The sequence below is a fragment of the Pseudomonas sp. GW456-12-1-14-TSB6 genome, assembly GCF_059424205.1.
In genome coordinates, this window is sequence record NZ_JBWKZE010000008.1 from 100,248 (window position 1) to 114,785 (window position 14,538).

At 59.8% G+C, this 14,538-nt stretch carries 13 protein-coding genes; 8 read left to right on the plus strand and 5 right to left on the minus strand.

Annotated elements, in window-relative coordinates; genetic code table 11:
- From tssH to AC07Y2_RS09790, 5 genes are read left to right on the plus strand one after another with little or no spacing between them, the layout of a single operon-like run.
- Entirely contained in the window at positions 1-2,541 is a 2,541-nt protein-coding gene (gene tssH, locus AC07Y2_RS09770) for a type VI secretion system ATPase TssH (protein ID WP_103385964.1), read from the plus strand.
- Positions 2,542-2,567: 26 nt separating this feature from the next.
- The gene (locus AC07Y2_RS09775) at positions 2,568-3,254 is read left to right on the plus strand and encodes a nucleic acid/nucleotide deaminase domain-containing protein (RefSeq protein ID WP_039767177.1); all 687 of its coding nucleotides are present in this window, start codon (positions 2,568-2,570) and stop codon (positions 3,252-3,254) included.
- Between the two features lie 33 nt (positions 3,255-3,287).
- Positions 3,288-4,199 carry a LirA/MavJ family T4SS effector gene (locus AC07Y2_RS09780; RefSeq protein WP_039767179.1) on the plus strand — a complete coding sequence of 304 codons (912 nt, stop codon included), beginning with the start codon at positions 3,288-3,290 and terminating at the stop codon, positions 4,197-4,199.
- A 53-nt stretch (positions 4,200-4,252) separates the two neighbouring features.
- Positions 4,253-6,262: a type VI secretion system Vgr family protein gene (locus AC07Y2_RS09785; protein ID WP_103385963.1), complete on the plus strand. Its 2,010-nt coding sequence runs from the start codon at positions 4,253-4,255 to the stop codon at positions 6,260-6,262.
- 12 nt (positions 6,263-6,274) lie between these two features.
- Positions 6,275-6,808 (plus strand): toxin-antitoxin system YwqK family antitoxin, encoded by a 534-nt coding sequence (locus AC07Y2_RS09790; RefSeq protein WP_103385962.1) that lies wholly within the window; start codon positions 6,275-6,277, stop codon positions 6,806-6,808.
- Positions 6,809-6,818: 10 nt separating this feature from the next.
- Here the strand turns inward: AC07Y2_RS09790 and AC07Y2_RS09795 are convergent, their stop codons facing one another.
- A complete protein-coding gene (locus tag AC07Y2_RS09795) occupies positions 6,819-7,214 on the minus strand; it encodes a DUF4280 domain-containing protein (protein ID WP_103385961.1) in 396 nt (131 codons plus the stop codon).
- A 190-nt stretch (positions 7,215-7,404) separates the two neighbouring features.
- Between AC07Y2_RS09795 and AC07Y2_RS09800 the strand changes: the two genes are divergently transcribed.
- Both AC07Y2_RS09800 and AC07Y2_RS09805 read left to right on the plus strand, forming a co-directional pair.
- Complete coding sequence (locus AC07Y2_RS09800; RefSeq protein ID WP_074688799.1) at positions 7,405-8,472, plus strand: phosphotransferase family protein; 1,068 nt, start codon at positions 7,405-7,407, stop codon at positions 8,470-8,472.
- Between the two features lie 38 nt (positions 8,473-8,510).
- On the plus strand, positions 8,511-9,278 hold the full coding sequence (locus tag AC07Y2_RS09805) for an SDR family oxidoreductase (RefSeq protein WP_064380507.1): 768 nt from the start codon (positions 8,511-8,513) through the stop codon (positions 9,276-9,278).
- 45 nt (positions 9,279-9,323) lie between these two features.
- Here AC07Y2_RS09805 and AC07Y2_RS09810 read toward each other — a convergent pair whose 3' ends face one another.
- From AC07Y2_RS09810 to AC07Y2_RS09820, 3 genes are all read right to left on the minus strand, one after another.
- Entirely contained in the window at positions 9,324-9,920 is a 597-nt protein-coding gene (locus tag AC07Y2_RS09810) for a trimeric intracellular cation channel family protein (RefSeq protein WP_254778409.1), read from the minus strand.
- A gap of 908 nt (positions 9,921-10,828) precedes the next feature.
- Positions 10,829-11,071 (minus strand): DUF1652 domain-containing protein, encoded by a 243-nt coding sequence (locus AC07Y2_RS09815; RefSeq protein ID WP_039767197.1) that lies wholly within the window; start codon positions 11,069-11,071, stop codon positions 10,829-10,831.
- 190 nt (positions 11,072-11,261) lie between these two features.
- The gene (locus AC07Y2_RS09820) at positions 11,262-12,752 is read right to left on the minus strand and encodes a helix-turn-helix transcriptional regulator (RefSeq protein ID WP_103385960.1); all 1,491 of its coding nucleotides are present in this window, start codon (positions 12,750-12,752) and stop codon (positions 11,262-11,264) included.
- A 172-nt stretch (positions 12,753-12,924) separates the two neighbouring features.
- On the opposite strand from AC07Y2_RS09820, the gene AC07Y2_RS09825 reads away from it, so the two are divergent.
- Positions 12,925-13,131, plus strand: a complete 207-nt coding sequence (locus AC07Y2_RS09825; RefSeq protein ID WP_039767201.1) for a hypothetical protein — start codon at positions 12,925-12,927, stop codon at positions 13,129-13,131.
- A gap of 60 nt (positions 13,132-13,191) precedes the next feature.
- Here the strand turns inward: AC07Y2_RS09825 and AC07Y2_RS09830 are convergent, their stop codons facing one another.
- The gene (locus tag AC07Y2_RS09830) at positions 13,192-14,475 is read right to left on the minus strand and encodes a Zn-dependent hydrolase (RefSeq protein ID WP_074688804.1); all 1,284 of its coding nucleotides are present in this window, start codon (positions 14,473-14,475) and stop codon (positions 13,192-13,194) included.
- Between the last annotated feature and the right edge of the window lie 63 nt (positions 14,476-14,538).

A 14,538-nucleotide genomic window follows, 5' to 3' on the forward strand; every position in this document is an offset into this window, starting at 1 on the left:
ATGGAACTGGCCAGCCTGATCGGACGCCTCAACCCGGACAACCGCCGCGCCCTCGAACGTGCCGCGCAACGATGCTTGCAGCGCGGGCATCACTTTGTCGAGATCGAGCATCTGTTGCTGGAGTTGCTGGATATCGAGGGCGGCGATTTTGCGTTTCTGCTGCCGCGTTTTGGCTTGGAACGGGATGCGCTGACGGCGGAAATCAACAAGGCGCTGGACCTGTTCAAGGCTGGCAGCACCCGCACACCAGCGCTGTCTTCGCACACCCTGGGATTGCTGGAAGACGCCGTGGTACAGGCCAGTGTGTTGGGGATCGACAGCATTCGTTCCGGGCTGCTTTTATTGGCGTTGATCGACCGTGACGAGCGCCGCAGTTTGCTGCTCAACAGCGCGTCGTCATTGCTGCGAATTCCGAAAGAAGCCCTGCGCGCGAATCTGCTGGAGTGGACAGAAAACTCCCGCGAGCACGTTGGCCCGCGCTCTGTATCTTCGGGGAGTTCAACGCCACGGCAAGACTCGGTGCTCGATCAATACACCCAGGACCTGACTGCCGACGCCCATGCCGGGCGCATCGACCCGATCGTCGGTCGCGATGGTGAAATTCGCCAGTGCATCGACATTCTGCTGAGGCGCCGGCAGAACAACCCGATTCTGGTCGGGGCACCGGGCGTAGGTAAAACCGCCGTGGTCGAAGGTCTGGCGCTGCGCATCGCCGCCGGGGATGTGCCACCGTCGTTGCAGGACGTCAGTTTGCGGGTGCTCGATCTCGGTCTGTTGCAGGCCGGGGCGGGGGTCAAAGGCGAATTCGAACAGCGGCTCAAAGGTGTGATCGACGCGGTTCGCAGCGCCGACAAGCCGATCATCCTGTTCATCGACGAGGCCCACACGTTGATCGGCGCTGGCGGTGTCGAAGGCGGCAGCGACGCGGCCAACTTGCTCAAACCCGCGCTGGCCCGAGGTGAATTGCGCACGCTGGCCGCCACGACCTGGATGGAATACAAAAAATATTTCGAGAAAGACCCGGCCCTCGCCCGCCGTTTTCAACTGGTGCAGGTGGAAGAACCGGACGAAATCACCGCCGTGGAAATGCTCCGTGGCGTCGCCGCCAAACTCGAACAGCACCACGGCGTGCAGGTGCTGGATGCGGCAATCCACGAAGCGGTGAAACTCTCCCATCGCTACATCTCCGGTCGGCAGTTGCCCGACAAGGCCATCAGCGTCCTCGATACCGCGTGCGCCCGGGTCGCCCTCGGCCAGCACGACGTGCCGCCACCGCTGGAGAGCCTGCGCCATCGTCAGCAAAGCCTCAAAGAAGAAGTCGAACGTCTGCGCCGGGAACAGGCCACGGGGCTCGATCACCGCGAGCGCATTACCCTGCTGGAAAGTGAATCGAAGACCAACGTCCAGGCCATCCGCGAACTGGAAACCCGTTGGGGCGAGGAGCGCGTCGCCGTGCGCGAACTGCTCGACACTCGCCGCGAGTTGCTGGCATTGAGCGAAAGCGCCGACAGCGACAAGCCCGACGAAGCCATCGACAGTCGCATCGACCACCTTGCCGCCGAACTGCTGCGCCTGGAAGCCGGACTCGATGCGATCCGTCAGGACGATCCGCTGGTGCCCGAGCAGGTCGACGGCAAAACCGTCGCCGCCGTGATCGCCGGCTGGACCGGCATCCCCGTCGGCAAAATGCTCGCCGACGAAGCCCATGCCGTGCGCACTCTCGGCACACGCATGGGCCAGCGAGTGATGGGCCAGAGCACTGCGCTCAATACCATCGCCCAACGATTGCAGGCCTATCGTGCGGGGCTCACCGATCCGCAGAAACCGGTCGGTGTGTTCCTGCTGGTCGGCCCCACGGGCGTTGGCAAAACCGAAACCGCGTATGCGCTGGCCGACGCGTTGTATGGCGGCGAACGCAATCTGATCAGCATCAATCTTTCCGAGTACCAGGAAGCCCACACCGTCAGCCAGCTCAAGGGCGCCCCGCCCGGTTATGTTGGTTATGGAAGTGGCGGCGTGCTCACCGAAGCCGTGCGGCGCAAGCCGTATTCGGTGGTGTTGCTGGATGAAATCGAGAAGGCGCACCCGGATGTGCTGGAAGCGTTTTACAACGTGTTCGACAAGGGCTTGATGGAAGACGGGACCGGGTTGGTAGTGGATTTCAAGAACACCGTGATGCTCGCCACCAGCAATGTCGGCGCTGAGTTATTGCTCGATACACCGACTGCACAACTCGGCTCGGAAGCGTTCAACGAAGCACTGCACAAAGTCCTCCTGCAAGCCTTCCGCCCGGCGTTTCTGGCGCGCATGACCGTCGTTGCGTATCGGCCGCTGGATGAGCAGACGCTGGAAGGGATTGTGTTGGCGAAGCTGGAGAAATTGCGTGGTCGCTACAAGGCAGCGACCGGCAAGCAGTTCGAGTTTGATTCGGGAATTGTGAAAGCGGTGCTCGCCAAATGCAGCGCGGCCGGGGCGCGGGATGTCGAGAACGTATTGATGACGCAGGTGACGGGGAAATTGGCGGAGTGGGTTCTGGAATGACCTGATAAAAAACTGGAGCAATAAAAATGCCTTACTCCCCTGAAAAACTCGATCTCATTGCCAAATTTTCGCTTCGGTTCATGTTTACCGGAACCTACTCACAAACCAAGTACATGAACTCGGCTTGCGTCGCTGTCAGCTCGGATGGAGATCAAATTTACATAGCGGCAAATGATCTGTTCAGTGATCGAAACGGAAAAGAAGACATTCTCGCAGCCACCGCGGCAATTCTGAGTTTGCCGAAAAGGCCAACCCTCTGGCAGAAGAAAAAGTATCGACTGGAACTTTCCAAAAAACAGCGTTTCTGGAATCAGATTGAACGGGTTTCCTATATGTTAGGCCTCACCTTCTCAATACACCCTTCCAAGTTCCTGTTCATACCCAACAGAAAAGGTGATCTCGACCGCACGTTCCATGCCGAAATGCAGCTGATCCGGTATCACGAGATGGCAGAAATCCCTCTGAACCCGAGGTATATCGGCGTTTCCAAAGCATGTTGCCTGAAGTGCACAGGCAAGCTGACCCAACTGAAAATACGGTTTCATCAGAGTCATGACGAAAGCGAAAGCAAGGACTGGGTTGATCCTACGCAATACCTTTTCCCCGAAAGCCACACGTTTCCTTTTTTAATGTCTTCGGCAACAGACACTACTCCGGCAATTTCCATAGCTCCGTCAGCGTCCAGTGCTATTCATATAGAAGAACTGGATTAACTCCATTTTCTCAGCCGTCATCAAGGAGGAATTATGTCCGGCAAATATGTACTTGGTGGTCTGTTTGGAACTGCTTTTCGCCAGCATCAACACTTCGAAGGGTTTCTGACCAGTGGTGTCGAGGCGTTAAGTAAACAAGCCAAATACAAGCAATACCTGCTTAAGATCGAAAGCGACCTGCAGCAGAGTGTCAAACTTCATTTCAAGGATCTGACACTGAAACCGGTTGAACAGATAGAGCTGTATACCAACCCGCCAGTCGGTTTCACCAAACCGAAAAAAGTGCTCGACAGCGTATTCCGAATCAAGGAGCAGCAGGAACGATTTACCACCCCTTTGACTATTTTCGGTGTTCTGAGCCGCAAAAAATTCGCCGAACTCACCGACCGCGGTGCCCCATTCAAAGATCCTACGATCAATCCCGAGCATGGTGAGCTATCCCATCGCATTCAGTTACAGATGTTGCTGCAAATGAAACATGATCTGGACATCCCGCACGACATACCGATGGTGGAGCATTACAAACCCTTGGCTTCCTCAGTGATTGAAGTCGATCCCGGTGACCGTTGGGCTGACGTCATAACGGCCTGGGACTTCCTGTTCGATCGCAACAAGGTCGGCCAGGATTTTACGAACTCCCCGTTCAACACTGTGGACCCGCTTGACTTGACCAGTCCCGAAAACCTCCACGAAGCGATCACCAAGTTACTGAAAAATGAACTACCCGTCCTGTCCTTCCTCATCGAAACGAGAGAACAAAAAAGGCTTCGGGAAGGTTTTACAGCGTCGACTAAAAAATATCAGAACGTCGCAAATCACATCGCCATGAAATGGTATGGAGTACCTCTGGAAGAACTGCCACAGAGTGAACGATCACGGATCTATCAAATGATTGGCAATGGAGTGATTCTGGATCCGAACGTAAAACTGGGAATCGGATCCTGACTCGGTACCAGGCCCGGTTGGTCTTCAACTGCTTTCCATATTGAGACGATTCGATGCCACGTCCGACCGACAGCAACACCACCCTCTCCCTCACCGGCACCTCGCTGTCGGCGCTTTACCCTGATTCGCTGTCCGGCGACGAAGCGCTGAACGTTCTGGGCTCGCAAACCCTCAACGGCCTCAACGACGGTACCTCCCTCACCCTGACCAGTGCCATCGCCACCCACGTTACCACCACCCTGCACAACGACGCCCAGCTCCGTCCCTTCGACGCTTTGGTCGCCGAGATCCGCCAGCTCCCCGCCGACGCGACCGCCGAGCGCTACCAGCTGGTTCTGAGGCCATGGCTTTGGTGGCTGACCCTGGCCAGCAACAACCGCGTATTCCAGAACCTCGCCACTTCGGACATCGTCACGACGATTTTCAAGGCCCACGGCTTTACCGACTTCAAGCTGTCGCTGACCGGCAGCTACACCCCACGCGAATACTGCGTGCAGTACGGCGAGACCGATTTCGCCTTCGTCTCGCGGCTGCTGGAGGAGGAAGGCATCTTCTGGTTTTTCACCCACGACGAGGGTAAGCACACGCTGGTGCTGGGTGATAGCAACGATGCATTCGTGCAGATCCCCAACGGCCCGAAGGTCAAGTATCTGGGCCAGCAAATGGGTGAGCGTGAGTTGCACGGCATCCGCTCAGGCCAGGTGTGTCTGCAAGCGGTGGCCGGCGTGTACAAGGCAACGGATTACGAATTCACCACGCCGACCACTTCGCTATACGGGCAGGCCGAAGCCGTGGCCGGGCCGCGTTCGATCTATGAACATCCCGGCGGTTACAACGCCAAGGCTCGGGGCGATGCGTTGACCAAGCAGCGGGTCGACGGTTTGCGCAGTGAAGAGAAACGTTTCGTCGGCGAAAGCGACTGCCGCTGGCTGATTCCGGGTCACTGGTTCACCCTCGACGGCCACGAAGATGCGACCCTGAACATCGATTGGGTCATCACTCGGGTGACCCACGACGTCAGCCACGAAAGCTATCGCAATCGCTTCGAAGCGATCCCCAAGGCCACGCCATTTCGTCCGCAACGCCTCACACCAAAACCGCGCATGCATCCACAAACCGCCATCGTCGTCGGCAAGTCCGGCGAAGAAATCTGGACCGACGAATACGGCCGGATCAAGTTGCAGTTCCCCTGGGATCGCGACGGCAAGAACGATGAAACCAGTTCCTGCTGGGTGCGCGTGGTGCTGCCCTGGAGCGGCAAGTGTTTCGGCATGCAGTTTGTGCCGCGCATCGGTCAGGAAGTCATCGTGACCTTCATCGACGGCGACCCGGACCGGCCGCTGGTCACCGGTTGCGTGTACAACGGCGACAACGCCCTGCCCTATGCCTTGCCGGCGAACCAGACCCAGTCCGGGATCAAGACTCAATCTTCAAAGGGTGGCGGCGGGTTCAACGAGCTGCGTTTCGAGGACAAGAAAGACGCCGAAGAAGTGTTCCTGCAAGCGCAGAAAGATCTGAAGATCAACGTGCTCAACGACACCACCGCCACCGTCGGCCATGACGAAACCCTCACGGTACAGAACGCCCGCACCCGCACGGTCAAGGACGGCGATGAAACCGTGACGCTGGAGAAAGGCAAACGCAGCGTGACCATCCAGACCGGCAGCGACAGCCTCGATGTGAAGGACAGCCGCACCGTGAAGGTCGGCGCCGACCAGAACCACAGTACCGGCGGCAACTACACCGACAAGGTCACCGGTGATTACAGCCTGACGGTGGATGGCAACCTGACGATCAAGGTCAGCGGCACCCTCACCCTGCAAAGTGGCGGCAGCTTCACGATCAAGAGCGGCGCGGATCTGGCGACTTCGGCCAGCACCTCGATCACCCAGAAGGCCGGCACCGCCATGACCAATCAGGCCGGTACCTCGCTGGACAACAAGGCCGGGACGACGCTGACCAACGACGCCGGTATCAGCCTGACCAACAAGGGCGCGGCTTCACAGACCGTGGACGGCGGCGGCATGCTGACCATCAAGGGCGGACTGGTACAGGTCAACTGACAAGGAGAAGCCATGGCAATCACACTGCTGGACCTGCAGCAGGACGACAAACACCTCAAGGGGCGTCTGCAGGACGGCCAGCTCGACGGCCCGTTGAATATCAAGGATGACGGTCGCCCGCAGGCAGATCTGAATTACAGCCAGGGCGAATTGCAGGGCACGTCCCTGCTCTACCACCCCAACGGCAAGGTCTCGGCGCAGATGCCGTTCGTGCGCGACAAGCTGCAAGGCATCGCCAGTTTCTACGCACCCGAGGGCTGGTTACAGCGCAAGGCCACCTACCGCCACGGGCTGTTGCATGGCGAGGCATTCAACTACTTTCCCGACGGGAAAGTAGCGGAGGCCGAGTTCTATCGCGATGGCGTGCGTGAGGGGCGCTATCAACGGTTTCATCCCAATGGCAAACCGGCGGTGGATGCGCGCTATCTGAATGGACAGTTGATGGAACCGGAACAAGGATTTGCCGAGGACGGGCGGCCGCTGGATGCCGATGGCAAGCCGATTTCCCGGATGCGCTGGTGGTTGCGCAAGTGGACGGATCCATAGCAAGCCTGAATCAGGGAATCAACATCTGCATCTGCCCCGGCATCACGATCTTGATCACCCCCGCCCAGTTGCATATCAATGTGCTGTTGGCATCGATCGCCGGCATCCCGCCCAGCAGCAACGTCGGAGCGCCGCCGGGAATCCACGGCGTGGCGGTAGCGGGAATGCATGGCATCGGCGTCAACACGCCCAATGCCGCAGCCGTGGCAGCGGCGACCATCGGGTTGGCCATGCTCATGCACATGCCGAAGGTGGTGACGTTGACCAGCGGAATATGATCCATGATGTTCGCCGCCGGCATCCCGCCGGTCAGCGTGCGGTTGACCGGCAGCACGTTGAGCACCGCCGGTGCGGCGCCGAAACTGCATTGCAGGGTGGCGCTGGCACAGACTTGCGGGCAGCCCATTTCAAAGCTCCTTTGTGAACAAGGCATCTGCGCTAAACCTTAGTCGCCAGCGGCCTGCCGCGCACATTCCCAAAGGTGATTATCGTCCAACACGCTAACCTATAAGACCGAACCGCGCTTGTGACCGCCCGAGCGCGCCATTAGATTAGCCAATGATGTCTGGCCTCCAAAATAAGCAGAAGGGATAAGCATGGCGCTTACTGACCAGTCCACCCGTATCCGCTCTGGCGAAGAACTCGATGCCAGCCTGATCGATCCGTACCTCAAGGCGCATATTCCGGGCCTGACCGGCACACCGCAGATCAGCCAGTTTCCCGGCGGCGCGTCGAACCTGACCTACCTGCTGGAATACCCGGACCAGGAATTCGTCCTGCGCCGTCCGCCGTTCGGCCACAAGGCCAAGTCCGCCCACGACATGGGCCGCGAATTCCGCATCCTCAACCAGTTGCGCGACGGTTTCCCGTATTGCCCGAAAGCCTACGTGCACTGCACCGACGATTCGGTGATCGGCGCCGAGTTCTATGTGATGGAACGGGTCAAGGGGATCATTCTGCGCTCGGACCTGCCGCCGGAGCTGGGGCTGGATTCGGCGAAAACCGAAGCCCTGTGCAAGAGCTTCATCGACCGTTTCGTCGAGCTGCACCGGGTCGATTACAACGCCTGCGGCCTCGGCGATCTGGGCAAACCGGAAGGCTACGTCGCCCGCCAGATCAAAGGCTGGAGCGAGCGTTACGAAAAAGCCCTGACCCCGGACGCACCGCACTGGGAACAGGTCAAAGCCTGGCTCAACGACAAGATGCCGACCGATCACCCGACCTCCAGCATCGTCCACAACGACTACCGCTTCGACAACGTCATCCTCGACCCGAGCAACCCGATGCAGATCATCGGCGTGCTCGACTGGGAACTGACTACCCTTGGCGATCCATTGATGGATCTGGGCAACACCCTCGCCTACTGGATCCAGGCGGACGACCCGGCACCGGTGCAACTGATGCGCCGCCAGCCGAGCCACGCGCCGGGCATGCTGACGCGCCGCGAATTCGTCGACTATTACGCCGAACGCTCGGGCATCCAGATCGACAATTTCGACTTCTACTACACCTACGGCCTGTTCCGCCTGGCCGGCATCGTGCAGCAGATCTACTACCGCTTCTTCCATGGGCAGACCCAGGACAAACGCTTCGCGCAGTTCATTCACATGAACAAACTGCTGGAGCAGATGAGCCTGCAGGTCATTGCCAAATCCAGCCTCTGATGACGGCGTTATAACAAGGCTTACTACAAGGGAATCCCATGTCCAAGACTCAGTTGTTCGACCTCGACGGCAAGATCGCTTTCGTCTCCGGCGCCAGCCGTGGCATCGGTGAAGCCATCGCCAAACTGCTGGCCCAGCAAGGCGCACATGTGATCGTTTCGAGCCGCAAACTCGAAGGCTGCCAGCACGTGGCCGACGCCATCATCGCCGCCGGCGGCAAGGCCACAGCAATCGCCTGCCACATCGGCGAAATGGAGCAGATCAGCCAGGTCTTCGCCGGAATCAAGGAACAGTTCGGCCGGCTGGACATCCTGGTCAACAACGCCGCGACCAACCCGCAGTTCTGCAACGTGCTGGATACCGACCTTGGCGCCTTCCAGAAAACTGTCGACGTGAACATCCGCGGCTACTTCTTCATGTCGGTGGAAGCCGGCAAGCTGATGCGCGAAAACGGCGGCGGCAGCATCATCAACGTGGCCTCGATCAACGGCATTTCGCCGGGGATCTTCCAGGGCATCTACTCGGTGACCAAGGCCGCCGTGATCAACATGACCAAAGTCTTCGCCAAGGAATGCGCGCAGTTCGGCATCCGCTGCAACGCCCTGCTACCGGGCCTGACCGACACCAAATTCGCCTCGGCCCTGGTGAAAAACGACGCGATCCTGAAACAGGCCCTGACGCAGATCCCACTCAAGCGCGTAGCCGACCCAAGCGAAATGGCCGGCGCCGTGCTGTACCTGGCGAGCGATGCCTCGAGCTACACCACCGGCGTATCGCTGAACGTGGACGGCGGCTTCCTGTCCTGATCCGCCTCTGACGCAAAAGAAAAGGCAGCCCAGGGGCTGCCTTTTTCATGCCTCCAGAACCTTCGGCAACTGCCAGCCGAAATGCACCGACAACAACCGCAACAACAGACACGCCGCCCCCGCCAGCAACGCGGCCGCCACCGGTGGCACACCCAGCCTGCGCCCGACGATCAACACTGCCGCGCCGACAAACGCCGAGCTGGCATACAGATCCGCCTGCAACACCACCGGCACCCGCGCCAGCACAATGTCACGCAGCACCCCGCCACCGACCCCGGTAATCGTGCCCATCAACATGGCCACAAACGGCGAGATCCCGAAATTCAACGCCTTCTGCGCCCCGGCCACGGCAAACAGCGCCAATCCCGCCGCATCCAGCACGATCAGGGTCGAACCGGACCAGCCCAGCACCCGCTCATGAAAAACAAACGCCACCCCGCCCATGGCAAATGCGAGCGCCGGATAGCGCCAGTCCGCCACAGCCTTGGGCGGCGTGGCACCGATCAACAGATCACGGGTCACCCCGCCACCGAGCGCGACAATGAACGCAATCACCATCACCCCAAGCAGATCTAGCTGACTGCGCATCGCCGCAATCGCGCCTTCCACGGCGAAGACTGCGGTGCCAACCAGATCGGCCACCAGCACAATCCACTCGACCCGCGCCTTTAACGGCGCCCGGCTTATTGAGTGACGCAACGGGTCTTGGTGATGTGTCGAGTCACTTGCCCGTCGGCATAGGCATCACCGGCGACCTCGGTATTTTCCATGACCTGACAAGTGCGCTCAGGTGGCGGAGGCGGTGCTGCCGGCGGAGGGGGTGGAGGACTGGCGCAACCACTGAGCAGCACCAGACCGAAAGCCGACAACAACGAAGCACACACGCGTTTCCCAGGATTGTTCATAGGATGACCCGCGATGAATGGAAGAAAACTCCCGTCGCCGAGCAGGACAACGCCCGGCTATGGAAACCGAACCACTCATTCCTTATAGACCAGTGGACTGCAAGTGCCAGTGAAATGGCTCGAACTGGCAGGATTTGCTGTCGATTTTCGGAATGAGTCGACTAATCCATCGCCACCGCCGACAAGCCATCACTCACAGGTGAAAGTCGGATTGGGACGCAGAGCGTCCCGGGCTGCATTCCCACGCGGAGCGTGGGAACGATCAAACAAGTCGGCTTAGCGCTCTTCACCACTCACCACGATGAGCGTTAGCTCGAGCACCGCTTTTGATCGCAGGGCCCGTCGGCAGGCTGAGTGGAGGGATTGATCCGGGGGTGGGAGCGCAGCGACCGTTTGGCGAAGCCAAACACATCGAGAGGAGGTGCAGCGAAGCAAACCGGAGGCGATGCCCCCGGATCAATCCCGGAGCGAAGGAACCCGAGCCACAGCGAGGGCCGTACGTCAGGGTAAAGCCTTTTGGGTTACCTTTTCGGCGTTTGGAAAAGGTGACTCGCCGTAAGGGCGAAACCGCCAGCGGCTGCACCCGAAGAACCGGATATTCACCCAAACCGAACAAGAACCTGGTCGGCCCAGAGGCCGCCAAGTTCACCCCGGCGTTCGCAACGAATTACTCTCAAGCTCATACCGCAACTCATCAACCAAAGCATCCACCGCCTCCGAAGTACGCAAGGCATCCAGACTCAACCCACTAATCACCAGATCAACCTGACCGGACGCCGGGTGATACAACTTCACAGTAAGGGAATGATCCCCATCCACCACACACTCACAAGCCAACGGCGAAAAACTACGCTCAAGTTGCGCCCGCAACTGCGTCAGATAAATCATTGCGCCAGCTCCGAAAATCGACGCAACACGCCAGGTTCAATGACAAACAACACATTCATGGTCTGATCCAATAACAACGACGGAAGGGACACGATCACGAACGAAACCCGCATCGCACCCCACCAGCCTAAGAACAGCCTGCCTTGTCAGACACCCGAATTTGCACCCCATGAACTAGTGCATTTGCACCTTACCGCTGCCCCCGGCTGCTCCCCGAGAACAACCCCCGTTCGCGGGCCCAGACAATCGCCTCGCTGCGGCTGTGCACATCCAGCTTGGAATAAACCGTCGCCACATGATTGCGCACTGTATTCGGCGCCAGTTTCAACCGTGCAGCAATTTCCTTGTCCGCCAGCCCCTCGCAGATCAGCCCCAGAACATCGCGCTCGCGGGCGGTGAGATCGGTGAACGAAACGCTGGGCAACTGCGGCGAGTTGATCTTCTTCACATTGGCCAGCTTTTCGATCAGCGTGCGGCTGAACCACGACGCATCCTTCATCACCTCTTCAATCGCTGCCACCAGTTCAAGCTCAGTGTGCTTGCGCTCGGTGATGTCCATCAGCACCAGCAGATAGCACACCGTGTCCTGGATGTTGACGGTGTCAGCGGACACCGCGCACTCCAGCACTTCGGCGTTTTTCTTGCGGATTCGCATATCGGCGCGATCGACCCGGCCGGTCTTCTCCAGCGCCGCCAGCAACCGGGCGCGCTCAGCCTGTTCATCGATGAAGTCCAGTTGCGCGACGGTCTTGCCGAGCACGTCGTCGCTGTCGTAAGCCAAGGTATCGAGGAAGGCCTGGTTGACATCGATCAGCCGCTGCTCGTCGGCACTGCAAATCAGGATCGGCACCGGCGTCAGGCGAAAGGCCTTGGCGAACCGCTCCTCACTCTGGCGCAGGGCGACCTCGGCCTTGTGCCTTGGCTCCATGTCGACGAACGAAAACAGCATGCAGTCTTCGTCGTTGAGCACCAACGGCTGGCCGGCGACGATAACCTGTTTGCTGCCACCGTCCGGCAGACGCAGTTCGGCCTGCATCTGCGGAATGGTCGCGACATCACGCAGGCGCTGGATCGCCAGGTCCTTGCGCTCGGCCCGTTCGAGAATGTCCAGCTCATAGGTCGAGGCGCCGATCACCTGATCGCGGGTGTAGCCGGTCATTTCCAGAAACCCCGGATTGACCTTGATATAACGCAGATCGCTGAGGCGGCAGATCACCGCCGGCGCCGGGTTGGCATTAAAGGTTTTTTCGAAGCGCTGCTCGGCGTTGGCCCAATCGGTGACGTCGCTCATGATCAGCACCAGCGACTCGACCTCGCCATCGCGATCGGTCAGCACCATGCTGCGCACACTGTGCACCCAGGTGCGTTCCTCGTCACTGCACGGGGAGACTTCGACCAGCACGTCGCTGAAGGTTTCGCCGGCGGCCACACGGCAGATCGGGTACTGCTCCGGTGCCAGCGCGTGGTTGTTGCGATACCGCAGATTGAAGCGCTCGGCATATTCCCCGGCGTTGTTGCCCAGCTCGCCGATGCGGCTGACGCCATGCATCGTCAGCGCCGCTTCGTTGGCCCAGAGAATCGTCTGGTCGATCTCCAACAGAATCACCCCGTCAGACAGCCCGGCAATGATTTGTTGCAACTGACGGCGATTGGTTTCGGTGGTCAGGACGTCCCGGCTCATTGATTCTCCACAAGTTCGCGCATGTGAAATTTACGACCGCGGACGGTTGTGATCGTGCCAACCACGATTGAGCGTTGACTATTCGCGCCTCGCGGCTTTCTCGTCTAACGTTAGTACCTCGACGGATTGTGCCCGCGCCTGCGGCCGGGCATCTGATCAAGGAGAGACAAAAATGACGAGCGACCGTATTACCGAACGGACCTATCGCACGTGGTCCACACCCATTCTGTTGGAGCTGAAAAAGCGCGAACACCAGATGGACCCGGCAGAGCGGCAGGCACTGGAAAACGTGATGATCGAAAGAAGGCTGTTGAACATCGGCAGCCCGGATGGCAAGGAACGGCGCAAGGCAGAGCTGAGCCACAAAAGAACAACTTGAGCCGGGTGTCTGTGGCGATCTGCCAGATCGCCACAGTCTCTTGACTACCCAACCCTGGCTTTACGCCGCGCGTTGCTTGCCCGCCACCGCCGCCGAAGCCGCCAGCATCGCCCGCAGCAACACCGCACACCCGGCCGCCAGATCGTCCGGCGCGGCGTTTTCGATTTCGTTGTGGCTGATGCCGCCTTCGCACGGTACGAAGATCATCCCGGCCGGGCCCAGTTCAGCGAGGAAAATCGCGTCGTGGCCGGCGCCGCTGACAATGTCCATGTGCGACAGGCCCAGACCTTTGGCGGCGCCGCGCACGGCTTCGACGCAGCCTTTTTCGAAGTACAGCGGCGGGAAGTCGGCGGTCGGGGTCAGTTCATAGGTCAGGCCGTGTTCTTCGCAGGTCGCTTCGATGACTTGCTTGACCTCGGCGATCATCGAGTCGAGGCGTGCCGGTTCCAGATGCCGGAAGTCGAGGGTCATGCGTACTTCGCCGGGGATGACGTTGCGCGAGCCGGGATAGGCTTGCAGGCAACCGACGGTCCCGCACGCGTGGGGTTGGTGGCCGAGGGCAGCGCGATTGACCGCGCCGACGATCACCGAGGCGCCAACCAGTGCATCCTTGCGCAGGTGCATCGGGGTCGGGCCGGCGTGGGCTTCGACGCCGCGCAGTTTCAGGTCGAACCACTTCTGCCCCAGTGCGCCGAGTACTACGCCGATGGTTTTCTGTTCGTCCTCCAGGATCGGGCCTTGCTCGATATGTGCTTCGAAATAGGCGCCGACCTTATGCCCGCTGACCTTGCGCGGCCCGGCGTAGCCGATGGCGTTCAACGCTTCGCCAACCGTGACGCCGTCGGCATCGACCTTGGCCAGGGTTTCTTCGAGGGTGAATTTTTCGGCGAACACGCCGGAGCCCATCATGCACGGGGCGAAGCGCGAGCCTTCTTCGTTGGTCCAGACCACCACTTCCAGCGGTGCCTCGGTTTCCACGCCGAGGTCATTGAGGGTGCGCAGAACCTCGACCCCGGCGAGCACGCCGAAGCAACCGTCGAACTTGCCGCCGGTGGGCTGGGTGTCGATGTGGCTGCCGGTCATCACCGGCGGCAGGTTCGGGTTACGCCCGGGGCGACGGGCGAAGATGTTGCCAACTTCATCGACCGTGACGTTGCAACCGGCGTCCTTGCACCACTGCACGAACAGGTCGCGGGCCTGGCGGTCGAGGTCGGTCAGGGCCAGGCGACAGACCCCGCCCTTGACCGTGGCGCCGAGTTTGGCCAGTTCCATGAGCGACGCCCACAAGCGGTCGCGGTTGATGTGCTGATGGGTCGATTGCAGAACGTCTACGGCTGCGTTCATGGGGTTCTCCTCAGGCAGTTGGTTCCCACGCTCTGCGTGGGAATTCATCCATGGACGCTCTGC